Source organism: Deinococcus hopiensis KR-140 (genome assembly GCF_900176165.1).
Lineage (GTDB): Bacteria > Deinococcota > Deinococci > Deinococcales > Deinococcaceae > Deinococcus > Deinococcus hopiensis.
The window spans coordinates 1,854,646-1,876,169 of the sequence record NZ_FWWU01000009.1; the positions used below are offsets into that span (position 1 = coordinate 1,854,646).

18 protein-coding genes are annotated in these 21,524 nt (G+C 67.3%); 4 read left to right on the top strand and 14 right to left on the bottom strand.

What is annotated here, in order from left to right; genetic code table 11:
- Positions 1 to 55 precede the first annotated feature (55 nt).
- Together B9A95_RS22600 and B9A95_RS22605 are read right to left on the bottom strand one after the other, a co-directional pair.
- Positions 56 to 343 (bottom strand): DUF1905 domain-containing protein, encoded by a 288-nt coding sequence (locus B9A95_RS22600; RefSeq protein ID WP_084049333.1) that lies wholly within the window; start codon positions 341 to 343, stop codon positions 56 to 58.
- A 52-nt stretch (positions 344 to 395) separates the two neighbouring features.
- Entirely contained in the window at positions 396 to 2,225 is a 1,830-nt protein-coding gene (locus tag B9A95_RS22605) for an N-acetylmuramoyl-L-alanine amidase (protein ID WP_342744606.1), read from the bottom strand.
- A gap of 63 nt (positions 2,226 to 2,288) precedes the next feature.
- On the opposite strand from B9A95_RS22605, the gene B9A95_RS34085 reads away from it, so the two are divergent.
- Positions 2,289 to 2,459, top strand: coding sequence for a hypothetical protein (locus B9A95_RS34085; RefSeq protein WP_170928751.1), 171 nt, complete (start codon positions 2,289 to 2,291; stop codon positions 2,457 to 2,459).
- A gap of 57 nt (positions 2,460 to 2,516) precedes the next feature.
- Here the strand turns inward: B9A95_RS34085 and leuB are convergent, their stop codons facing one another.
- The 6 genes from leuB to B9A95_RS22630 form a co-directional block, all read right to left on the bottom strand.
- Positions 2,517 to 3,575: a 3-isopropylmalate dehydrogenase gene (gene leuB / locus B9A95_RS22610; protein WP_084049335.1), complete on the bottom strand. Its 1,059-nt coding sequence runs from the start codon at positions 3,573 to 3,575 to the stop codon at positions 2,517 to 2,519.
- Positions 3,568 to 4,116, bottom strand: coding sequence for a 3-isopropylmalate dehydratase small subunit (locus tag B9A95_RS22615; RefSeq protein WP_245808441.1), 549 nt, complete (start codon positions 4,114 to 4,116; stop codon positions 3,568 to 3,570). Before B9A95_RS22615 ends, leuB begins: the two co-directional genes overlap by 8 nt.
- A gap of 39 nt (positions 4,117 to 4,155) precedes the next feature.
- Entirely contained in the window at positions 4,156 to 5,439 is a 1,284-nt protein-coding gene (locus B9A95_RS22620) for a hypothetical protein (RefSeq protein WP_084049336.1), read from the bottom strand.
- 34 nt (positions 5,440 to 5,473) lie between these two features.
- Positions 5,474 to 6,088, bottom strand: a complete 615-nt coding sequence (locus B9A95_RS22625; protein WP_084049337.1) for a LysE family transporter — start codon at positions 6,086 to 6,088, stop codon at positions 5,474 to 5,476.
- Positions 6,089 to 6,092: 4 nt separating this feature from the next.
- Positions 6,093 to 6,278: a hypothetical protein gene (locus B9A95_RS32620; RefSeq protein WP_139806948.1), complete on the bottom strand. Its 186-nt coding sequence runs from the start codon at positions 6,276 to 6,278 to the stop codon at positions 6,093 to 6,095.
- A gap of 104 nt (positions 6,279 to 6,382) precedes the next feature.
- On the bottom strand, positions 6,383 to 7,669 hold the full coding sequence (locus B9A95_RS22630) for a 3-isopropylmalate dehydratase large subunit (protein WP_084050915.1): 1,287 nt from the start codon (positions 7,667 to 7,669) through the stop codon (positions 6,383 to 6,385).
- 288 nt (positions 7,670 to 7,957) lie between these two features.
- On the opposite strand from B9A95_RS22630, the gene B9A95_RS22635 reads away from it, so the two are divergent.
- The gene (locus B9A95_RS22635; RefSeq protein ID WP_139806949.1) at positions 7,958 to 10,693 is read left to right on the top strand and encodes a Vgb family protein; all 2,736 of its coding nucleotides are present in this window, start codon (positions 7,958 to 7,960) and stop codon (positions 10,691 to 10,693) included.
- A gap of 65 nt (positions 10,694 to 10,758) precedes the next feature.
- Here B9A95_RS22635 and B9A95_RS22640 read toward each other — a convergent pair whose 3' ends face one another.
- The 6 genes from B9A95_RS22640 to B9A95_RS22665 form a co-directional block, all read right to left on the bottom strand.
- A complete protein-coding gene (locus tag B9A95_RS22640; protein ID WP_084049339.1) occupies positions 10,759 to 11,601 on the bottom strand; it encodes an MBL fold metallo-hydrolase in 843 nt (280 codons plus the stop codon).
- A 44-nt stretch (positions 11,602 to 11,645) separates the two neighbouring features.
- The gene (gene radA / locus B9A95_RS22645) at positions 11,646 to 12,995 is read right to left on the bottom strand and encodes a DNA repair protein RadA (RefSeq protein ID WP_084049340.1); all 1,350 of its coding nucleotides are present in this window, start codon (positions 12,993 to 12,995) and stop codon (positions 11,646 to 11,648) included.
- 5 nt (positions 12,996 to 13,000) lie between these two features.
- Complete coding sequence (locus B9A95_RS22650; protein WP_084049341.1) at positions 13,001 to 13,276, bottom strand: DUF2087 domain-containing protein; 276 nt, start codon at positions 13,274 to 13,276, stop codon at positions 13,001 to 13,003.
- Positions 13,277 to 13,395: 119 nt separating this feature from the next.
- Positions 13,396 to 15,636: an ATP-dependent Clp protease ATP-binding subunit gene (locus B9A95_RS22655; RefSeq protein WP_084049342.1), complete on the bottom strand. Its 2,241-nt coding sequence runs from the start codon at positions 15,634 to 15,636 to the stop codon at positions 13,396 to 13,398.
- Positions 15,637 to 15,867: 231 nt separating this feature from the next.
- Positions 15,868 to 17,166: a S41 family peptidase gene (locus B9A95_RS22660; RefSeq protein ID WP_245808442.1), complete on the bottom strand. Its 1,299-nt coding sequence runs from the start codon at positions 17,164 to 17,166 to the stop codon at positions 15,868 to 15,870.
- 92 nt (positions 17,167 to 17,258) lie between these two features.
- Positions 17,259 to 18,014 (bottom strand): fumarylacetoacetate hydrolase family protein, encoded by a 756-nt coding sequence (locus B9A95_RS22665; protein ID WP_084050917.1) that lies wholly within the window; start codon positions 18,012 to 18,014, stop codon positions 17,259 to 17,261.
- Between the two features lie 535 nt (positions 18,015 to 18,549).
- Between B9A95_RS22665 and B9A95_RS22670 the strand changes: the two genes are divergently transcribed.
- Entirely contained in the window at positions 18,550 to 19,173 is a 624-nt protein-coding gene (locus B9A95_RS22670) for an NUDIX hydrolase (protein ID WP_084049343.1), read from the top strand.
- A gap of 587 nt (positions 19,174 to 19,760) precedes the next feature.
- A complete protein-coding gene (locus B9A95_RS22675) occupies positions 19,761 to 21,245 on the top strand; it encodes a class-III pyridoxal-phosphate-dependent aminotransferase (RefSeq protein ID WP_084049344.1) in 1,485 nt (494 codons plus the stop codon).
- Positions 21,246 to 21,524 lie beyond the last annotated feature (279 nt).

A 21,524-nucleotide genomic window follows, 5' to 3' on the forward strand; every position in this document is an offset into this window, starting at 1 on the left:
AGCTGGGCCCTGTCCGCTCAGAGTGAGGAAGCTGGGGCCTGCGCCGCACGGAAATTTACGCGCTGACTTCGAGCCGCACCGCCACCTCGTCGCCCTCCTCCAGTCCCTCGGCCTTGCGGACGCCCGCGCGGACAGGCACGAGGTAGCGGCCCTCCTTGGGAAACAGGGAAGTCTTCCACTCGGTGCCGCCAATTCGGACCCGGACGGGAATCATGCCCCAGCCGTAGGTGACGGTGCGGGACACGCCCTGCAGGACGGCGCACTCCGCTTCAGGCACCGTGATGAAATACCAGGGCGCGGGACCCCGCCAGTACCAGAGGGGGGCACGAAAGTTCAGGCTCATGTCTCCAGGAGTGTAGGGGGTATCCCCGCCAGTCCGCGACGTATTTTCCGCCTCACCGGCCGCTGGCCTGCGCCTGGAAGAAATCGGCAATGCCAGCGGCAATTGCCCCAGCCAAGCGCTCACGGCCCGCGGGATTCATGAGCACACGCAGATTTCCGGGATCGGTCAGGTAGGCGGTTTCGATCAGCAGGCTGGGCTGGGTGCTCGGACGGGTGAGCGCCAGGTCCGCCCCCGGTTTCAGACCCGCGCCGGGGCCGAGGTCCGGCAGGGTGCGCCGCAGCGCAGCGAGGATGGCCGCCGCCGGAGCCTGCGCCTGCGGGTGGGTGAAGTACACCTCTGGGCCGCGGATGCCGCGTGGGTCCCGGCCATCCGGCAGGGCGTTCGCGTGGATGGACACGAGCAGATCGGCCCCAGACTGTTCGGCGCTCAGACCGCGCTCATAAAGCCCCAGGGTCACGTCCGACTCGCGGGTGAGCTGGACTCCGGCCCCCTGGGCGCGCAGCAGCTCGGCCACCCGGCGGGCAATAGGTAAGGTCAGGTCCTTTTCTGGAACCCGCAGCGCTCCCGCGCCGCCGAGTTGCGTCCCGCCGTGTCCAGGATCCAGGACAATCATCCGCCCAGCGAGCGGACGTGCCGGATCGAGGACGGGCGGACGGCGTACCGTCAGCAGCAGGCCGTCTCCGCCGTAGTTGGCGGTAAAGCCCCACGCCTGCGGGGTGGTGAAGTTCAGGGTGACGCGCGAGACGCCAGGGCCCACCTGCTCCACCTGCACGTCCCCGAGCAGCGGGTCCGGGAAAGGGGTGGGCAGGCCAGGCGGCGTCTCCAGGCCGTACAGCGTGACGCTCAGGCGGCGGCCCCCGTCCTCCTGGCTCAACGTGAAGGGCACGCGCGCCTCGCCCAAAGGTACCCGGATGCGCAGACTCGGCGAAGCGGGGTCCTCCTCCAGGGTCACGGCTCCTGCCTGCCCCTGCACAGGCAGGCCAGGCGAGACGTCCAGCTGCGCCTCGGAGATCAGCACGCCAACGCCGGGGGCCAGACGGGCGCGCACATCGTTTCCCTGACGCCCGACAAGCGCGAAGGTCATCCCGTCCCGAGGGTACAAGAAGGGCGTGCCCGTCTGGGTGTTGGCTTCCGTGGTGGAGGCGTTCAGGCCCAGCCCCTGAACCGTGCCGGGGCGCTGCGTCCCCGTCCTCGCGCCCAGCGGCGCATTGCTCAGGCGTCCGGGGGCTGTTGCCAGCACGGTGCGGCCATCGTTGCCGGTCAGGCGAAGGGTAACGGCGGCGCGGTCCAGCGGTAACGCGGGGGAGAGCGCGAACGCCGCTTCGTAGCTTCCTGGGCTGACCTCACGCATGGACTGCGGAACCGACTGCCCCACCTGAAAAAATGCCCGCCCTCCGGGCGCGCCGCGAAAGGAGACGCGCACCGTTCGCTCGGCGGGTGAGTCGTGCGCGGCGTCCCAGAATTCGGAGGAGACGTTGGGCGTTACGCTGGAGCGGTCTATGGCGGTGGGGCGCGCAGGCAGGGGGGCAAGGTCTCCCCGCGTCACCCGGAGGGTTCGCGTCCCGCTCTCTGCCCCAGCGGTCGCCGTGAGCCGCAGATCGTTGACGCCTACCCGCAGCGGCCACCACAGGATGAACAGCCCGTCTGATCCCACAGCCACGGCCCGCCCCCCGATCTTTAAAGCCGCGCCCGCCGTCACGCTGCCTTCCAGGAGCACGTGGTCGGACGTCACCCGGTGCCCCTCGGGCGGGTAGGCGATGAAAATCTCGGGCGCAGCGCGGGCGGCCGTCAGAACCGAGGCGGACAGGGTAGCGGTGGCCAGCGCAGCGATCGTGAGCACAGCGCGGCGGGCGAAGCGCGGGGGCATAACGAGGTCTAGCACGGCCCATACAGGCAAAGGATGAGGTCTGGGAACCCGGTAGGGACGCGGCGCGTACCCGCAGATATGCCCGGCCTCAGCCCCCTGGAACCCGTCGCCCTCTTCGCCTTCCTCGCGGTGCTGGCTGCCCTCGTGTCTGGGGTGGTATGGGTGGCCCGCCGCGCCTGGGACGGGGGTGAGTCCCACCGGGTGCGCAAACTGGAGCAGCGGGTGCGGGAACTGGAAGGCAGAGACTGAAGGCAAAGGGCAGAAGCGCCTGAACGCCTCTGCCTCTCGTTGCTAACGGCTCACTCCTCAGCCCACGCTGGGGCTGCTCACCAGGGCGTCCAACACCCCGCGGGTAAAGGTCTCGGTGTCGGCCGTGCCCCCCAGGTCCCGCGTCGGATGTGCCCGCAGGGCCAGGGCGACCGCGCGGTCAATCTGGTTGGCGGCTTCACTCCGCTTCAGGCCGTGCCGCAGCAGCATCCCAGCGCTCATGATGGCGGCGGCGGGGTTGGCGATCCCCTGCCCGGCAATATCGGGGGCGCTGCCGTGGATGGGCTCGAACAGGCCCGCGCCGTCGCCGAGGGACGCGCTCGGCATCAGCCCCAGCGAGCCGGGAATCACGGCAGCGAGGTCCGAGAGGATGTCGCCGAACAGATTTTCGGTGACGATGACGTCGTAGCGGCTGGGGTTGGACACGATGAGCATCGCCACACTGTCCACATACTCGTGGTTGAGGTGAATGGAGCGGTACGCGCGGTCGCGCAGCGCTTGTACATCGCGCCGCCACAGTTCGGACACCTCGAGCACGTTGGCCTTGTCCACGCTTGTCACGCGGCCCCGACGCTGCTCGGCGGCCCAGAAGGCCACCTTGGCCACCCGCTCCACCTCATGGGTGGTATAGCGCATGGTGTTGTAGGCGGTGTCCCCCTCGATCTTGCGGTCCCCGTCGAAATACACGCCGCCCAGCAGTTCGCGCACAATCAGGATGTCCACCCCCCGCGCCAGCTCAGGCTTGAGGGGAGACAGATGCTCCAGGCCCGGCTGCACCCGCACGGGACGAAGGTTGGCGTAGCAGCCCAGCGCCTTGCGGAGCGCCAGCAACCCACTTTCCGGGCGCAGGTTCCGGGGCAGGCTGTTCCAGGGGCTGTTCTGCGGTCCGCCGACGGTGCCGAGCAGCACGGCGTCCGCGTCTCCCAGAGCGTCGCGGGTGCGGGCCGGGAAAGGCTCGCCGTGCGACTCGTAGGCCGCGCCGCCGATGAGGTGTTCCTCGATCAAGACGTCGGGCGCGACTTCGCGCAACACTTCCACAGCAGCGGCGGTGACTTCAGGGCCGATTCCGTCTCCGGGAAGGGTGACGACTTTAGGCATGGTGTTCCTCCGTCTTGAGTTCCTGCACTTCTTCCACCTGCGGCACGGGCCCGGTGGGCTGTTCCTGGGCCTTCATGTACTCCAGCCAGCCCCCGGCCTTCTGCACGTCCAGCGCGAACTGCGGCACGGGCACGAAGGTCAGGCTCTGCCCGGTGCGAACGTTGGTGATGGTGCCGCCCTTCAGGTCCAGCTCGGCTTCGTCGCCGTCCATAAAGGTTTCGACGACGTTCTCGCACTCCAGCGCCAGAAAGCCGTTGTTGATGGAGTTGCGGTAGTAGATGCGCGCGAAGTTGGGGGCGATCACCGCCGCCACACCCGCGCCGCGCAGCGCCCAGACGGCGTGCTCACGGCTGGAGCCACACCCGAAGTCCGCTCCGGCCACGATGATGTCGCCGGGCTTGACGCGGCGGACGAAGGTCTTGTCGTAGTCCTCCATCGCGTACTTCGCCAGCTCGGCCTCCTCGTCGGTGGTGAGGTGGCGGGCGGGAATGATCTCGTCGGTGTTGATGTGGTCGCGGGCAAAGACGTGGACAGTAGGCATGGGGGACCTCGTGCAGGGCAGAGAGCAAAGGGTTAAAAATCAGTTCGGTTCGCTGGGAGGAACAAGGGCGGCGAGTTCTTCGGGCACGTCCTCGGCGTAGAGGTCGCGCCACTGCTGGCCGTCGAAGGTGACTTCAGATTCGATGAAGTACTGCGCAGGGTCTTCGGGGTCAGAGACGGAATCGGCGGGCAGGTCAATCTTCATGCCCACGGGAACGGGGAGGGCGTCGTGTTCGGCGAGGTGGGGGGCCTCGTCGGCAAACATGTCGCGCAGGACACCGCCTGTGAAGGCGGCCCAGGCTTCGGGGTTGCCCGCGCCGGTGGCCTGGAGCAGTTCATCGCGGATACGCTCCGCGTGCTCCTCGGGCAGTGTGCCTTCCTCCCACTCCACGCGTCCATCGGCCCAGACGGTCACGGGCACGGTCTCCACGTCGAGCATCTGGCTCAACAACTCCCCGAGTTCGCCCTGTTCGTCTTCCAGGGCCTCGCCAGGCTCACCGTAGGACAGCCACGTTTCGCCGTCGATGGTGTAGGCCACGTTGTCGAGGGCCACGCCGTAATCGGACAGCACGCTCAGGGGCAGGCTGAAGGGCGTCAGCTCGCGCAGTTCGATTCTCACCCGGCGGGCGAGGGGAACCTGGGATTCGTCCGCCTCTTCCCCGGCCACTTCCAGCGCCTGTGCGTGCGAATCGGCCCAGTCCTCGGGCGTCACGCCGTGCCACATGCGGACCAGCCGCTCCAGGTCTTCGAGTTGCTCGGCGGGCGGGTCGGGCTCGATGTCGATGCGGCCCGCCTGCCAGTGCTCGGCTTGGTAGGTGGCCTGGACCTCGCCCTCCTCTGCAGCCAACGGGTGCTGGATGAGGTACTGGAGGCGCTCCTGCATATCGGCGGTGGGGAGGGTGCCCCAGCGCAGTCCGTCCACCGAGTGCTCCTCGCGCCGCACGCGCAGGTATGCGCCGTTCTCCAAGGCGTGGTACTCACGCCGGACATTCTGGGTGTCGGCGTCGAGCGCGCGGCGGTCGGGGTTGAAGACCAGTTCGCCGGTCAGGCGGCGCAGGGGGGGCACAGCGATGGCTTCCAGGTCCTCACGCGTCTCGATGAGCTTCTGGGGTAACCCGGCCATGATGTACTCGCGGCGGTACTGGGTGGCCCAGCCCGTGCCCGTCGGCTGCGTCCTGCGCAGGGCCGAGAGGAGCTGCTCGCGCAGATCAGCGTCTTCGGAAGCGCGCGTGAAGGTCACGGTTCCGTCCGTGTCCAGCGTGGCCTCGAAGGGATGGACGGTGGGCATCAGGCCCAGTGCTTTGCGTCGTTTGGCTTCACCCATAGGATCTCCAGGGTACAGGACCGCTAAGACGCACCTACTCGCGCGAGGCGAGCAGCAACCCGCCGAAGCCCACCATCAGCGTTCCGGCGGCGCGGTCCAGGCCCCGGCGGGCGCGCAGGTAGAGGTTTTGCATCGGTGCGGTGGACATGCCCAGCGCCACGAGGACGAACCAGGCCACGCTCAGGCACACAATCACCGCAAAGGCTGCCAGTTTCAGGCCCGGCGAGGTGTGCGCGCCCAGCACGCTGGAAAACACGCTGCCGAAAAACACGGCCGCTTTGGGGTTGGAAATGTTGGTCAGGAGGCCCGCACGCAGGGCCCGCAGGTCACCCATCGGCACGGGCACAGGGGCCCCAGCCTCCCCGTTTCGCAAGCTGGAGCGCCACAGCACCGCGCCCAGGTACAGCAGATACAGCCCGCCCGCCACCTTGATGATGCCGTGAAGCCAGGGAAACGCCGTGAACAGCGCGTTGATGCCCAGCAGGGCCAGCCCCGCCCAGCACGAGATGCCCAGCACCACCCCCAGCCCGGCGAACAGGGCCGCGCGCCGCGAACGGGCCAGGGCCGTCTGACTGACGAGCAGCACGTCCGGACCGGGAATGACGAGCACGACGAGGTGCAGGGCGGCGATCAGGAGGAGAAGTTGCATGGGGTCACCAGGCCTTTGGGAGGGGAAGTCGGGGGATCTGGAAAATCACGAAAAACAGCAAGACGGCCGACAGCAGCAGGTGGTAGGCGGCGAGCGGCAGGGCCAGGGCGCCGACTGCAACCCGTACCTCGACGCCCGGCGCACGCGGCAGGAGGCACAACGCCAGCATCAACGCAGGGCCGGTGAGCACGCCCAGATGGCCCTGATAGGCAGGCAGCCGCCCGCATCAGAACGCGGAAGCCGAGCGCGAGTCGCGGCAGCCAGAACGGTGTCGTCAGGCCCCATGCCATGTCCTCAGTCCGCCGCTTCTCCACCCTCGTTGTAGGCCCGCGGATCGCTGATAAACCCCGTCACCGCGCTCGCCGCCACGGTGGCGGGCGAGGCGAGGTAGATCTGTGCGGACGGATCTCCCATGCGGCCCACGAAATTGCGGTTGCTGCTGGAAATACACACGTCGTCTGGCCCCAGTACGCCAGAGTGCATCCCCAGGCACGCGCCGCAGCTGGGGTAACTCACGCTCGCACCCGCGTCCACGAAGATTTCGAGCAGTCCCTCCTGCGCCGCCTGCTTCCAGATCGCCTGGGTGGCGGGCACCACGATCATTTGCACGCCCTCGGCCACCTTGCGGCCCTTCATGATCCGGGCCACCTCCCGCAGGTCCCCGATGCGCCCGTTGGTGCAGCTGCCCACGTAGGCGTGCGTCACGGCGATGCGGTCGCTGCCCGCCACCCGTCCGTTGGAGGGAATGTGCGGGTAGGCGACGGTGGGTTCGACTGCGGAAGCGTCCAGGTCAATGACCACCTTGTACTGCGCGTCTGGGTCGGAGGTGTATTCGGTGTACTGGTCCGGCGTGACGCCGCGTTCGGTCAGGAAGGCGCGGGTGGTGTCGTCCACGGCCACGATGCCCGTCTTGCCACCCGCCTCGATGGCCATATTGGTGAGGGTAAAGCGGCCCTCCATGTCCAGGCGGTCAATGGTGTCGCCCACCCATTCCATCACGAGGTAGTTCGCCCCGTCTGCCCCGATGCGCTTGATAACTTCCAGGACGAGGTCTTTGGGCGTGACGCCCGGCTGCATCTGGCCGGTCACGCGAATGAGCATGGTCTCAGGCACCTTGAACCAGACCTTGCCCGCGTAGATCGCGCCTGCGAGGTCCGTGCTGCCCACGCCCGTGGCAAAGCAGCCCAGCGCCCCCGCATTGCAGGTGTGCGAGTCGCCGCTCACCAGCGTCTGTCCGGGCTTGATCAGGCCGGTGTTCTCCAGCACCACGTGGGCGATGCCGCCACGCCCCACGTCGTAGAAGTGCTCAATGCCCTTTTCCTTGACCCAGGACTTGAGCTTCTGGTACATCTTGGCGGCCTTGATGTTCATGGCGGGCACGGAGTGGTCCGGCACGGCCACGATCTTGGAAGGATCGAATACCCGGTCCATGCCGCGCTCTTCGAGCATCCGCAGGGCAGCGGGCGTGGTGATCTCGTGGCACAGCACGAGGTCGGTGGCGCACTCGATCAGTTGACCCGGTACGACGTGGTCATGCCCACTGTGGGCGGCCAGAATCTTCTCCGCAATCGTCATTCCCATGTTCTGCATCTCCCCTTTCAGAAACGGACCCAAAAAACCCCCGAAGCGCTGAGTGGCTCCGGGGGCGAAGTGGGCGAACACTGTGGTGCGCTCACCGCCCCCAGCAAAGAAGAAGCGCCGCTTGGGTGCCCCGCTTCAGTGGCAGGAAGGTGAACATCAAGGCGGAGTGTAGCGCGCAGGGTTAAGGCGGCGGGGCAGAGGTGTAGACGGGCCGCCGTCAGGAGCACATCACTCAGGTCATTCCTCCCATACACAAAGCGGGAATTACCATTCGAATCCTGAGTAAACATGAAGAAGCTTTCCCTCGCAAGTGCCCTTCTCGGCGTAACGGTCCTCCTGAGCGCGTGTAATAACGACTCTGCTCCCACGAGTACCTTTCGCCTGACTGTTAAGGCTGAGGGCGTGCCGAGCGTGCCAGTGACTGTCACGAATACGACGACGAACACGCAGAGCTTTACAAGTACGGTGGAGGGCAGCAAGACCTTCAGCGCGCTCCGTGCCGGAGACGTATTCAAGGTCGAGGCGGGGGTGGTCAACGGCTACACCACACCCGGCGCGCAGACCGTGACGCTCGGCAGCGACAAGACGGTGACATTGACCTACGCGCCGGCCCCCAAGAGGCTGGAAGCCGAACGGATCACCGGGAAGGTCGAGGGCAACGCCTTGAAAATCGGCGACGTCTATGCAGGTGTGGACGAACCGAACTTCATCGGCCAGGGCAGCGTGGACGGGGCGAATACCCTTGAGCTGGACCTCACCAATGTGGTGCCACCCTCGCTGAGCCTCCTTTTCACGGGCTGCAAAACGAGCAGCGGGGGTGTGCTGCCCAACGTGCGCGGCTGGGGTACCGAAGAGCTGCGGGCCTACAGCCCCCAGGGCGACCTGCTGGGCACCATCACCGAGCAGATCGCGCCGGGTAGCGTGGGCGCAGGAACGCTCCTCCTGCGGGTGTACGCCGAGGCTGCCGCCACCTCCCGGGGAACATGCCAGGGCAGCGGGGGCACGACCAGCCTCGACCTGACCCTGAAGGGCGGGTGGAATCTCCTGGCCCTCAATGGCTCCGGACAGAACTTCAGCCTGCGAAATGCGGACCCCAATGCCCACAGCGTGCTGAAGTTCAAGGCGGCCGACGTGCGGGTCAGCGCCTTCTTGGAGCCCAGTGCCCTGGAGTTCAAAAACGATGATCCGGCGGCTGCCGAGGTCTCCTTCGCTCAGGTAGGCGGCTACAGCGGCTCCGTCAAACTTCAGACCGACGACTCTACCCTGACCGTCGAGCCGGACACCCTCACGCTCCCCGCCCTCGCCGCGCAGTCCATTTCCTCGCCCGCGGGCATACTGGGAAGCCTGGGCGTGGGTGAGCAGCGTGTGGTCACCACCCTCAAGTTCCGGTACAAGGGCACGCAGAACGTGAACAAGCCCTTCGCGCTTCAGGTGCTGGACAGCGCCGGCAAGAAGGTCGGCTCCGGCAGTGGCACGCTGAACGTACAGCGGGTGGGCATCAGCCTGTACTTCTCAGCCTCTCAGGTCCAGGTCGTTCCCAACGCTCCCGTCAGGCTGCCCTTCCACGTCAGCAGCGTGCTGGGCTTCACGGGAGCCGTCACCGTCCACCTCGAAGGGCTACCGAGCGGCGTAACGGCGAACACCGCCACCGTCAACCTGGGCGCAGACGGCTATGCCTTAGGCGAACTGACGGTGCAGGGCGGCGCGGCCCTCAAGCCCGGCGAGTACGGGGCGACTCTGGTCGCAGAGGGGAACGGACGCAGCGCCAGCACGCCCGTCAAGACCGTGGTGCCTCAGCCCGCCGTGCTGGTCTCGGTGGGAAGCAACGGCTCGCCCGTGAGCGGCTATCAGGGTGGCAGCGCCAGCGTAACCGTGAGCGCCGCTTCGCAGTCCGGCTCCAGCGGCAAGGTCAACCTCACCCTGATGGACCTTCCCGCTGGAGTTCAGGCCCCCCCCGTCTCCGTGGACGTAACGGCCAACGCGACGACCACGGTCACAGTGCCCCTGCAACTCGCGGCGGACGCGGCCCTGGGCACCGCGACGGTGCGGGTGGTCAGCGACGGCATGGTGGGAACGGGCAACAATACCTTCTCGCTCACCGTTAAGCCTGCCCGCACGGCCGTAGGCAACGTGACGCGCGAAATCTTCCCCGCCTCACCGGGCAGTTGGGTCCTCGTATCGAACGTCTACTCCGGCGGCATCTACACGGCCACGCTCCGCCGCATCTCGGGCGGACAGACCGCCAAGGAACTCACGCTGACAACGGGCGGGGACGTGCGGCTCCTCCCCATTTCTGGTGGGGACGTGTACGTCACCGCAGACGCTGGGAGCAGCAGCAAGATTGTCCGGTTGAAAGACGACGGCTCGACCACCGAGCTGTCAGGGCCTGCCAGACTTGCCCCGTCGTACAGGGGTGCCGCGGTGGACGCCTCCGGCAGCATCTGGTTCGTACGTGAGGCTTCAAGCCAGATTGGCCTGACCAAATACGGCCTGAGCCGCTGGGACCCGGCCACGCAGACGGTTCAAACGGTGGACGACACCCAGAGCTACAACTCTTCGCCCTTCAGCAGCACGGACTTGGTGGAGAGCAATTCGGGCGCTTACCTGGTGTATCAGGGCAACCACAACGGCAAATTGCTGCGCATTGACACGGCCAAATCCAGCGTCACGCTCCTGCCCAGCGCAGGCGATTCCGTGGGGAGCGTCGCCGTGTCGGACGCAGGTCAGGTGTGGTTCACGACCTACGGCAAGCTCTCGCGCATCAACGCCGACAACTCAGTCACAACCTTCGACCTCGACGGCAATCTGAGCCTCATCGGCTTCGATGCCGTGACGCCGGATGTGCTGTGGGTGACCGGTGGAGGGAAACTGCTCAAGCTCGACCCAGCAAACGCGGCCATCAAGCAGAGCGTCGCCGTGGACGCCAGCAGCCGGGCAGTCACCAACCGTGACGGCGGCGTCACCCTGATCGCTTCCGAGTCCATGGGCGGCAACTACCAGAGCCACCTCACCGTCGTTCGCTGACCCACGCCTCTTTGCCGCGCGACCTTCTACCGTCGCGCGGCATTTCTTTTTCCGGCCTCCTGTCTTTACGGCGCCGCCAGCACCCACCCCCCCTTCTTGCCCTCCTCCAGCCGCGCGAAGGCTGAGTCTGAGTCATGGGGCGTGCAGATCACGGCTCCTTCCTCAAACCACCCCGGCAGGTACTTCTTGCGCGTTTCCAGCGTCGTCACCGGGTAGAGGTCGTAGCCCATGATGTAGGGTAGCGGCGCGTGGGCCAGAGTCGGAATCAGATCTGCCACATACACCAGCGTCTGCCCGCCCGAGCGCAGCACCACGCCCTGCTGTCCGAGGTTGTGCCCAGGCAGCGGCAGGACGCTCAGGCCGGGCAGGAGTTCGTGTTCGCCGTCCACTATGTCGAACAGGCCCGCATCTGCGAGAGGTTCGATGTACTCGGGGATGTAGCTTGCCCTGTTGCGCTCATGGGTGTGGCGGGCATCCTCCAACTCCTGTTTCTGCACCACGTAGCGGGCGTTCGGAAAGGTCGGCTCGCCCGTCAGGGTCACGTTGCGCCCCGCGTGATCGAAATGCAGGTGCGTGTTGACCACGAGGTGAATGTCCTCCGTCGAGAGGCTGAGGTCCGACAGGCCCCGGAACACCGTCTCGTCGCGGTCCAGGGCGTACATGGCCTCGAACTTCGCCCCGCCCTGGTCCCAGAAGCCCGTCTCGACGAGGATGTTGTGACCCCCCAGCCGAATCAGAAGGGGATTGATGCGGAGGCGGATGCGGTTCAGCGCGTCAGCAGGCGAGGCGCGCTCCCACAGCACCTTGGGCACACTGCCGAACATCGCGCCGCCGTCAAGGCGAAACTGGCCGTCTGTGAGGGAATAAACGTCGGCTTCTCCAACTTTCAGGTGCTGGGTCCAGGACATGGGGGGCAGTGTAGCAGCGGTTGTCTAGGCGGCCAGCCACCCCGTCATTCGTTCCCCCTGGATTTCCAGATCAGGCCGACAGCTTGCTCCACGCTGCGGACCCCCTCGCGCCCGTCCAGACCAGGGGGAACGATCAGCTGCTTGTACCCGGCGCGGCCCGCTTCCTCGGCGCGGCGGAGGGCACCCTGGGTGGAGCGGACCTCGCCCGCCAGGCCCACCTCCCCAAACACGGCCACGTTTTGCGGGAGCGCGCGGCCGACCACCGCCGAATAGACGGCCAGGGCGACGGGCAGGTCCAGGCCAGGGTCTGCCACTTTCAACCCACCCGCGAGGTTCACGTACACGTCCAGCCCACCCAGCGTGAGGTCAAGGCGGCGCTCCAGCACGGCGAGCACCACGTCCACGCGGCGAGGGTCGAGGCCCACGACCACCCGGCGGGGGTTGGGGTAGGGCGTCTTGGCGGCGAGCGCCTGCACTTCCAGCAGCATGGGGCGCTGGCCGTCAATGGTGGCGGCCACCACAGAGCCGGGCACGTCCACCGGACGCTCGGCCAGGAAGGCGGCGGAAGGGTTTTCCACCGCCACCAGCCCCTCACCGCGCATTTCGAAGACGCCGAGTTCGCCCGCCTGCCCAAAGCGGTTCTTCACGGAACGCAGGAGGCGGAAGGACCCCACCGTCTCCAGAAAGACGGTCGTGTCCACGATGTGTTCCATCACCTTGGGGCCGGCGACGGTGCCCTCCTTGGTGACGTGGCCGACGAGGACCGTGGCGGTGCCGGTTTCCTTCGCCGCGCGGGTAATCATGGCCGTGCCCTCGCGGACCTGGGCGACGCCGCCGGGAGTGCCGTCGCCCTCCACGGTCACGGTCTGGATGGAATCCACGATGCACAGGGCAGGCTTATGCTCGGCCATCAGCGCGGCGATGTGTTCGGCGCGCGTGTCGCGGGTGAGCTGGATGTCGGCAGTGACGCCCAGGCGATCTGCGCGCAGGCGAATCTGCTCCAGCGACTCCTCGCCCGCCACATACAGCACCGACGCCCCCGAACGGCCCAGGCGATCCGCCACCTGAAGCAGCAGCGTACTCTTGCCAATACCCGGCTCGCCGCCGATCAGGGTGACGCCGCCCGCCACCAGCCCGCCACCGAGCACGCGGTCCAACTCGGGGATGCCGCTGGGCAGCCGGGGCTCCTCGCGCCGCCCGACGGTGGAAAGGGCAGTCAGCTTGCCACCAACGATGCCGCCGTAAGCACCCCCCCCGCGCGCCCTGCCGACAGCAGCGACGGGCACCTCCTCCTCAAAGGAGTTCCACGCCTGGCAGTTCGGGCAGCGGCCCAGCGGTTTGGCCGACTGGTAGCCGCACGAAGTGCAGACGTATTTCGTCGTCACTTTGGCCATAGCGCTTACCCGTTGGGCCTGCTGTCGGCGCGCCAGTAGGTGCTGTCCTGCGTGGCGAGGTAGTCGCTGTCCACGAGTTCGGTCAGCAGCACGCCCGGATCTTCGAGGGTGCTGTGGTCCCGCAACACCCGGTCCACTTCCTCTGCGCTGTACCGCCTCCCCGGCTCGAAAAGGCCGGTGAGGTGGTCCAGAATAGCGAGCTGGTGTGCCCGACGGCGGTCCGAGGGCCAGCCCGTGATACGGCCAAATTCGTCTTGAAAAGCGGCGATGCTCTTGGTCATAGGTCCGCATCCTAGCGGCTGCGCGCAGAAAGCAAAGTGCCCCGCGCAGAGCGCACAGGGCCAATGAGAGGCGGCGGAAGCCGAAGCCTCCGCCCTTCTTGCGCTCTGCCCCCCGGCCCTCAGGCCAGAATCTGCGGCGGTGCCGTCGTGCCGCGCTCGAACTGAATTCCGTCCGTCCCCAACACCACGCGCAACTCCTCGCCGGTGCTGCCGATAAGTTCCAGAGCCAGCGGATCCTCGATCTCCTCGCGGACGAGGGTACGGAGCTGACGGCTCGATCCCACCGCGTGCTTGGGGCTGCGGGCCTTGAGCTTGCCCACCAGCCACGCGGCAATGGCCGGGTCAAAAGTAACGTTCAGCTCCCGGCTGGCGAGTTCTTCCCCCATCTCGCCCATAAGCTGCTGGGCCACGCGCACCAGTTCCTCCTCCCCCAGCGGGCGGAAGCGGATCACGTCATCAAGGCGGTCGAGGAACTCAGGCGTGAAGATGTGGCGCAGCGGCGCGTTGTTGTCGGGCGTGACGGGCGAGAAGCCCACCGTCGGGTTCACGTTAAAGCCCGTGTTGCTGGTCATGATGATGATCGTGCGGCGGAAGTCCACCGTGCGGCCGAGCCCGTCGGTGAGGCGACCATCGTCGAGCACCTGGAGGAAGGTGTTGTACACGTCTGGGTGCGCCTTCTCGATCTCGTCAAGCAGGATCACCGAGAAGGGCTGGCGGCGCACAGCTTCGGTCAGGCGTCCACCCTGTTCAAAGCCCACATAACCGGGAGGGGACCCGATCAACTTGGAGATGGAGTGCGATTCCTGAAACTCGCTCATGTCCACCCGGATCAGCGAACGTTCAGAGCCGAAGAGGGTCCGGGCGAGGGCCTTGGCCAGGTGCGTCTTGCCCACGCCGCTTGGACCGACGAACAGGAAGCTCGCAGCGACGCGGGTGCGTCCGCCCAAGCCCACGCGGGCGCGGCGCAGCGCGCTCGACAAGGCCTTGATCGCCTCAGGCTGGCCGTAGACCTGGGCGGTAAGCTGCTCTTCGAGGTCGCCGAGCTGCGCCGCCGTTTCCTCGGAGTAGATGCCGCCCATCGAGTTGATGACGCTCTCAATGTCCTCCCGACTCACGTAGGGTTCGCCGTCCTCGGTCTCCGCGACGGGCAGGCCCACGCTCATGTTCAGGCGCACGCGGCTGGCGGCCTCGTCGATAAGGTCGATCGCCTTGTCGGGGAAATTGCGGCCAGGCAGGCTTCGCTCGCCGATGCGGACGGCGAGTTCCAGCGCCTGCTCGGGAATCTGCACGCCGTGGTGCTCCTCGTAACGGGGGCGCAAACCGCGCAAGATTTGTAGCGTCTCGGCGGGGCTGGGCTCCAGCACGATCACCGGCTGGAAACGGCGCTCCAGGGCGGCGTCCTTCTCAATGTAGCGGTGGTACTCGCCGGTGGTGGTCGCGCCGATCACCTGAATCTCGCCGCGCGAAAGCGCGGGCTTGAGGATGTTCGCCGCGTCCAGCGTGCCTTCCGCGCCGCCCGCACCCACCAGGGTGTGCAGCTCGTCGATAAAGGCCATCACCTTGGCGTTGCGCAGTTCCTCGATGATCTGACGCAGCCGCTCCTCGAACTCGCCCCGGTATTTCGTGCCCGCGACGACACCCGAGAGGTCCAGGCTGACCAGCCGCACCCCGTGCAGGTTGGGTGGCGTGCGCTTCTCCACGATCGCGAGCGCAAGGCCCTCCACGATGGCGGTCTTGCCCACACCGGGGTCCCCAATCAAAACGGGGTTGTTCTTTGTTCGGCGGGTGAGAATCTGGGTGACGCGGCGAATTTCTTCGGAGCGCCCGATCACCGGATCGAGCTTGCCCTCGCGGGCCTGCTTGGTCAGGTCACGGCCGTACTCGTCGAGGAAGGGCGTGGCGACGGGCTTGGCAGCCTTGCCCGTGCCGCTGCCGTCGCCCTGAGCGAGCACGCGCCAGCGGATGGTGTCGACGTCCTTTGTCAGCTCCTGCAGGATGCGGAAGGCCACGCCGTCGCCCTCTCGGATGATGCCGAGGAGGATGTGCTCGGTGCTCGTCACCTGCGCGCCGAGTTGCCGGGCTTCGGAGGAAGCCAGTTCCATGACGCGGCGGGCGCGGGGGGTGATGGAGGGAGCGTCGTTCAAGCGGTTGCCCTCCCCGCGGCCAATGATCTCTTCGACGCGGCGGCGCAGACCGTCGAGACTGGCCCCGAATTCAGAGAGGATGGTGGCAGCGGTACCGCCCTCGCGCATCAGGCCGAGCAGGAGGTGTTCGGGGCCCACCATGGCGTGGCCCAGGCGGTTCCCCTCTTCACGGGCATAGTGAAACACCAGGCGGGCGCGGTCGTCGTATCGGTTCATTGGGCTACCCCCTGTGGTGGGCGCGGCGCGCGGCGCGGGGGCGCAGCACGGAAAAAGCGGACGTGAACTCTACGGGGGCCAGTCTATAGGTGGACGGCCGGGGCCAACTCGGGGTGAACCCTGACCTTCTGTACATCTTCGCGCTGTACCTGCCCGGGTTGCACAGCCCCAGGCTAGCGCTTCATCCCTGACGGGCGTCTGTCTGCAAGGACTCCATTGGCGATCTCCTCTTCATCTGGACGTCGCCTGCCGGGTTTGGAGCGCACCCAGCGCGGCCTCCAGGGTGGTGTCGCGGCCCTCACCGGTCAGGACCGAAATATCGGTGGGCGCCGCCACATCCGGCGTGATGGAGGCGGGCAGGGCCTCGCCCGCATCGGTATAGCCGCGCAGCACCGTAACCGACAGCACGCCGCCGTCCGGCAGGGGCTGAAAGATCACGCCGCTGTTGCCCACGCCGCGCGTCTTTTCGCCCACCACGACGGCTCCAGCCTGATGCACGAAGTAGGAGAACACTTCGGCGCAGGACGCGGTGTTTGGTCCCACCAGGACGGCGAGAGGACCCCGCCACAGTGCCCAGTCAGGTTTGGCCGCACGGGCGATAAAGGGCAGAACCTCCTCGCCACGCAGGCCGCCGTAGGTGTAGCCGCCGCCCTGCCAGCGGGTCTTGTACAGCACCGGGCTAAAGTTGCTCGCAGCGGCGACGCACTCGTCAAGAGAACCGCCGCCGTTGTAGCGCAGGTCCACGACGAAGGCCTTTGCGCCCGCATCCTTGGCCTGGGCGAGGCGTTTCAGAAACAGTTCAGCGCTGTCGCTCGACAAAAAGCTGGGATAGTCGATCACGGCGGTCTTGCCGTCACTTCCGCTCCAGCTCAGCGTCGGCTCATCGCGGGCCTGGAGGCTGGCGGTGTTCAGGGCGAGGTCCTGGTCTGGGGTGCCCGCCCGCCGCAGGGTCACTTTCAACGGCCCACCCGCCCGTTCCAGCCGGATGAACTCGTTTGGGCCGATGGGGAGGTTCTTGCCGGCCCCGTCCTTCCCGGTGGCCTCACCGTTCACGGTGGTCAGCAGATCGAATCGCCGCACGCCCGCCGTTTCTGCCGGACTGCCCGGCATGACCGAGACGACGAGGAGGCCGCCGGGCACCCGGACCACGCGCGCTCCGGTGCGGCTGACGGCGCGGTTGTAGGTCACTTCGGCGAGGCGCTCGGCCGCCTCGGAGTCACGGACGTTGGTGTGGGGATCGCCGAACTCGGTGAAGAGGTCCGTCAGCACCGTCCGGGCGGTGGTGTAGTCGCACGCATCGGCTTGTGGAGCGCACTTCTCCGTGAGCTGCGCGCCGTACTTCTGGGTCAGGGCCGTACGGTCCGCGTCGGCCCAGCCGTAATACTGGGTCTGAAAGGCGCGGGTGGCGGCGCCGAAGAGGTCCGTGGCCGGACTGGCGCTGGCGAGGCTGGCCCCCGCAAGACCAAAAGTCAGGAGGAGCCAAACCGGGACGCGGACACCCCGGCGGTGGGCACTGTGGCGGGTGGGCACGCCTTCAGGCTAGCGTGCCGACCCTTCCGAAAACCGTGCATGCGGCGCGATTGAACGGCGTTCCGCCGATATGCTGACCACGCCCGTCGGCGCTACGCGCCGATGGGCGTGGTCAGCACGCCGATGCCCTCCACTTCGACTTCCACCGTGTCCCCCCTTTGCAGCGGGCCCACGCCCTCCGGCGTACCGGTGAGCACCACGTCGCCCGGTTCCAAGGTCACGAAGCGGCTGAGGTAGGTCAGGATGTCCACCACATTAAAGATCATGTGGCTGGTTCGCCCGTCCTGCCGGATCTCGCCGTTGACGCGGGTCTGCACACGCACGTCACGCGGATCGAACTCGGTTTCCAGCCACGGCCCCAGCGGACAGAAGCGGTCCGCCGCCTTCGCCCGGAACCACTGCAGGTCCGTCTTCTGAAGGTCCCGCGCCGTCAGGTCCAGCCCGCAGGTGTAGCCCGCCACGGCGGAGGGCGCGTCCTCCGCGGTCAGGTTGCGCGCCCGCCGCCCGATGACGAGGGCCAGTTCGCCTTCAAAGTGGAAGTTGGAGGTCCAGCTGGGGTAAGCGACGGTGCCGCCGGGTTCGGCCAGGGCGTTCGGCCCCTTGAGGAAGATACCGGGCTCCTTCGGCAGGTCTCCGGTGTCATTGCCCAGTTCGCGGATGTGGTCCAGGTAGTTGCGGCCCACGCACACGATCTTGGTTGGCTCGGCGGGCGCGAGCAGCGCCGCGCCCCCAAGGAGCACCGCCTCGCCCGTCCGCTCACCGCCCACGCCGCGCGTGAGATGGACCGTTTCGCCCTCGATCTGCCCCCAGTGGGCCGTTCCCTCGTGCTGCAACCGAACGAGACGCATGAAGGGAGGATAACGGGCGGCGCGACCTTCCGCGGCTTCCCCGAACGGAAGAACGGGACGCAGGGTCATGCCCTCACCCCGCCCGAACTCGGCCCCGCAGATTTGGCAGCGCGAGCGGCGGGTCCGCAGGGCGTCGCGGCGCAGCACGGTGAAAATTCGTTCGTCCTCTTCCAGCTCTGGCAGGGCTGACGGGGTCTCCTCCGCCCGGGGTGCTGCGCAAGCCGCAGTGGGGACACGCGCGTCGGCGCTGGGTGGCGGCCTCCGCGAGCAGCAGGAAAGGCAACAGGGCGGGCGCGAGCGCCAGCGCCAGAGACGCGGAAAGCAGAAGCGGCGGGACACTGGGGCATCGGGCGGAATGCGAGCGTCCCCTCCGGGCGGTACCCGTCCCAAGAGCAGCAAAGGCGAGAAAACAGGACCATCTTGTACGACAAATGCTCCAGACTTCGCGAGAGCAAGAGGCAGCAACCGCGCCACCGCAGACTGCTTCTCACGCCTCCACCTTGACGCCCACCCCAAAACCCGAAAAGGTTGCTCCATGCCCACCCTTTCCCAACTCCGCGAACTCCAGGCCATCGCCCAGGCGGGCCTGACGTACAGCCGCGATCCCTATGACCGCGAGCGTTTCGAGCGGCTGCTGCGCCTGGGCGCAGAGTTGTTGGCGGCGCAGACGGGGCAGGACCCCGGCGGGGTCCACGAACACCTGCGGGCCGAACGCGGCTACCTGACGCCGAAGGTGGACGTGCGGGCGGTGGTGCTCAACGGGGCGGGCGACGTGCTGCTTACCCGCGAGCGCGAGGACGGGCGCTGGAGTCTCCCCGGTGGCTGGGCCGATCCTGGCGACAGCCCGCGCGAGGTGGCGGTGCGCGAAGTCCGCGAGGAAACCGGGCGTGAGGTGCGGGCCGTGCGCCTCCTCGCCCTGCTGGACAAGGACAAGCACGCACACCCGCCGGAGCTGTGGGCCGTCTACAAGGTGTTCATCGCGTGCGAATTGCAGAGCAGTGAAGCAGGCGTCCACCCAGACAACACCGAGACGCTGGAAAGCGGCTGGTTTTCGCCCGCCGAACTGCCGCCCCTGAGCCTGGGGCGCAACTTGCCCGAACAGGTGCGGCGAATGGTGGAGTTGGCGCAGAATCCGGGGTTGGGCGTGGATGTGGACTGAGGGGAACGGCCCGCTTCCAGCGGCCAGTCGTCAGCAGGAGGCAGGCCATCCTCGCGGACGGGCGCATCCCACACACGCTCGCTGACGGCCCGTTTACGCAGGGGACGGCCGACGCGTGGAGCGATCTGGAGTACTGCGTCTTCCGATGTGGACGGGTTCGAGGTGCGGGCGTGGTTGGAATTCCTCGCGCCCGTTCGGCATTTCGTCCTGAATGGCTTCGCCACGCCCACCGCTGTGCTGGACGGCCAGCACCGGTCCCGGAGCAGATGCGGGTCAAGGATTCGCATGGACGGCTGGCGGACCTGCTGGGGGCCTTGGCGGCCAGATCTCAACTGCAACCCGCCGCTGAAGCCGAACAAATTTTCGCCCGATACACTGGCGCAGTACGGCCCGTTTGACCGGGAGGCTGGATGAACTGGAGCGCCCGTATGCGCGAGCGTGGGCGTGGACGCGGGAACTGGGGCCGTGCAGCGGCTTTGCCCTGAGTCCCAACGGGACCTTACGGCAAGGCTGCAGGCCCTGCCCGTCCCAAAGCGCTGAACCCGGTTCCTGTCCGGCGCTCAGAGGCGGCGGGTAGACTGCCCCGCATGAGTGCCCCGCTGCCGCCCGCCGCACCCCTGCCCCCGGACTTCATTCGCGCCGAGGACGTGCTCAGCGAGGGGGGCCTGCGCCCTGCCCGCGTTCGCGAACTGGACCAGCGCTACGGCAACGAGGAGTTGCTCTACGGCCTGGACCTGCTGGGCGTCGGCGGGCCGTTTTACCGCGTCACGCCCTGGGAGCTGGAAGACGGCCACGGCGTGCGGCGCATCAACGCTTCGGGCTACGCGGCGGTGCCCTTCGGGGAAATGCCGCCTGTCATCACCGCGTTCCTGCGCGAGTACCTGGAGAAAAACCGCGCGATGGGCCTGCCCCAACAGTCGAGCGCTCCGTGGAGGGCAGCCCTTCAAGCCAACCTCGTGCGGCTGCTGGCCCGGGAACTTCCCAGCCATTCGGACTCGCAGGTCTTTTTCTGCTCCAGCGGCACGGAAGCCATCGAGGGCGCGATGAAGTTCGCCAAGGCGTGGCGGCCCCGCGCCAAGTTCTACATCTCCTTTTCCAGCGGCTACCACGGCAAGACGCTGGGCAGCCTCAGCCTCACGCCCAATCCGGAGTATCAGGACATCTTCCGGCCGCTGGTGCCGGGTGCCGTTACGTCGCCCTACGGGGACCTGGAGGCGCTGCTCACGCTGGTGCGGCGCATAGGGCCCGACAACATCGTCGCCATCTTTGTTGAGCCCATTCAGGGCGAGGGCGGCGTGAACATTCCCCCGCCCGGCTTCCTCCACGGCGTCGGAGCGCTATGCCGCAAGCACGGCATCGTCTGCATCGCCGACGAGATCCAGACCGGGCTGGGCCGCACCGGCCACTGGTTCGAGTCGGCGGCGCAGGGCCTGGACCCCGACATCATCACGCTCGCCAAGCCGCTGGGCGGCGGCATGACGGCGGTAGGGGCCACCATGGTGCGGCAGCCCATCTACAAGAAGATGCTGGGCGGCCTGAGCAGCAAGCGGCACTCCAACACCTTCGGGGGCAACTCGCTGGGTATGGCGGTGGGGTTGAGATCGCTGCAATACCTGATGGAGGAAGACCTGCCTGCCCGCAGCCTGCGCCTGGGGAGCGTGGGCCTGGAGAGGCTAAGGGCCTTGCAGGCCCAGTTTCCCCGCCTGTTGCAGGAGGTGCGCGGCCAGGGCCTGCTCCTCGCCATGCAGTTTCAACCGGTGGTGGGCTTACCCCTGCCCGGGACGCTGAAGGAGTTCGTGTACGAGGGCACCGCCCTGCTCGCCCTGCGCGAACTGCATGAGGCGGGCGTGATGGGGAACCTCAGCCTCAGTTCCAAGCGCACTGTGCGTCTGACGCCCGCGCTGGACATGCCCGAGGACGTGTTTGACCGCATGGTAGGCCGTGTGGGCAACTTTGCCAGCCGCAATCCGGCCTCACGCCACCTCCTCACGAACACGCCCGCAGCCCTGACCGCGCAACTGGCGAAATTCGCCGCGAGCAAACCGAAAAAGCGGACGACGAGCGACGGGTGAGGCCCAGCGTGAAGTGCGCCCGCGCAGCGCACCCCATGGGCTGGACGACACCGACTGGCAGAAATCGTGGGCCATGCCAGCGGCGACTGGCCTGGGGCAAACGTCGGCTTCCAGATTCACGGTCAGCTGAGCGAGGGGAGCAAGGTCAGCCTTGGTCCACAGATCGGCGGGCCAACGCTTCAATTGGGCGTCTCCCACAACAGGGTGCAGGGGTCCGTTCGGGGGCTGCTCCTGGGTGATCTGGTTTCCAGAGAGGCGTGGAGGCACCGAAGCGGAGGG

Bases quoted from the DNA above. Each gene is read 5' to 3' on its own strand.
- B9A95_RS22655 (WP_084049342.1), bottom strand. From the start codon at position 15,636: ATGAACCGATACGACGACCGCGCCCGCCTGGTGTTTCACTATGCCCGT.
- B9A95_RS34085 (WP_170928751.1), top strand. From the start codon at position 2,289: ATGCCCGGCCTCAGCCCCCTGGAACCCGTCGCCCTCTTCGCCTTCCTC.
- B9A95_RS22640 (WP_084049339.1), bottom strand. From the start codon at position 11,601: ATGTCCTGGACCCAGCACCTGAAAGTTGGAGAAGCCGACGTTTATTCC.
- B9A95_RS22620 (WP_084049336.1), bottom strand. From the start codon at position 5,439: ATGGGTGAAGCCAAACGACGCAAAGCACTGGGCCTGATGCCCACCGTC.
- B9A95_RS22625 (WP_084049337.1), bottom strand. From the start codon at position 6,088: ATGCAACTTCTCCTCCTGATCGCCGCCCTGCACCTCGTCGTGCTCGTC.
- B9A95_RS22665 (WP_084050917.1), bottom strand. From the start codon at position 18,014: ATGCGTCTCGTTCGGTTGCAGCACGAGGGAACGGCCCACTGGGGGCAG.
- B9A95_RS22670 (WP_084049343.1), top strand. From the start codon at position 18,550: ATGCCCACCCTTTCCCAACTCCGCGAACTCCAGGCCATCGCCCAGGCG.
- B9A95_RS22675 (WP_084049344.1), top strand. From the start codon at position 19,761: ATGAGTGCCCCGCTGCCGCCCGCCGCACCCCTGCCCCCGGACTTCATT.
- B9A95_RS22615 (WP_245808441.1), bottom strand. From the start codon at position 4,116: ATGCCTACTGTCCACGTCTTTGCCCGCGACCACATCAACACCGACGAG.
- B9A95_RS22600 (WP_084049333.1), bottom strand. From the start codon at position 343: ATGAGCCTGAACTTTCGTGCCCCCCTCTGGTACTGGCGGGGTCCCGCG.
- B9A95_RS22630 (WP_084050915.1), bottom strand. From the start codon at position 7,669: ATGGGAATGACGATTGCGGAGAAGATTCTGGCCGCCCACAGTGGGCAT.
- B9A95_RS22650 (WP_084049341.1), bottom strand. From the start codon at position 13,276: ATGACCAAGAGCATCGCCGCTTTTCAAGACGAATTTGGCCGTATCACG.
- B9A95_RS22635 (WP_139806949.1), top strand. From the start codon at position 7,958: ATGAAGAAGCTTTCCCTCGCAAGTGCCCTTCTCGGCGTAACGGTCCTC.
- radA (WP_084049340.1), bottom strand. From the start codon at position 12,995: ATGGCCAAAGTGACGACGAAATACGTCTGCACTTCGTGCGGCTACCAG.
- leuB (WP_084049335.1), bottom strand. From the start codon at position 3,575: ATGCCTAAAGTCGTCACCCTTCCCGGAGACGGAATCGGCCCTGAAGTC.